Below are 295 nucleotides of genomic sequence, written 5' to 3'. Positions count from 1 at the left end.
ACGGGACTTGGCCGACGACAGGTCCGCCTGCGCCTCCCGGCCCTTCGCCAGCGCCTTGTCGGCGAGGGCTTGCGCCCGCTCCAACTTCGGCCAGTAGTCCACCAGCGCGTCACCGCACAGGTCGTACGACTTCTTCAGCTTCTTCAAGTTCTTCGGCACATCCGAGAACTCGTCCTGGAACACCTCAGCGGTCCTGCCCGCCCACTCCAGCGTCTCGTTCTCCGACGCCATCCCCTTGACCAACCGCAACGCATCCGACACATCATCCGCGAAGTCATGCAACGTACGGGCCAGT

1 protein-coding gene is annotated in these 295 nt (G+C 64.1%); it reads right to left on the bottom strand.

The window, feature by feature from the left end; genetic code table 11:
- On the bottom strand, positions 1-295 hold a 295-nt coding region (locus RB628_RS41905; protein ID WP_412180812.1), incomplete at both ends, for a putative T7SS-secreted protein.

This window comes from Streptomyces sp. ADMS (genome assembly GCF_033441795.1).
Taxonomy (GTDB): domain Bacteria; phylum Actinomycetota; class Actinomycetes; order Streptomycetales; family Streptomycetaceae; genus Streptomyces.
The sequence above is the reverse complement of the archived record's forward strand: the minus strand, read 5'-3'. Positions and strand labels throughout refer to the sequence as shown.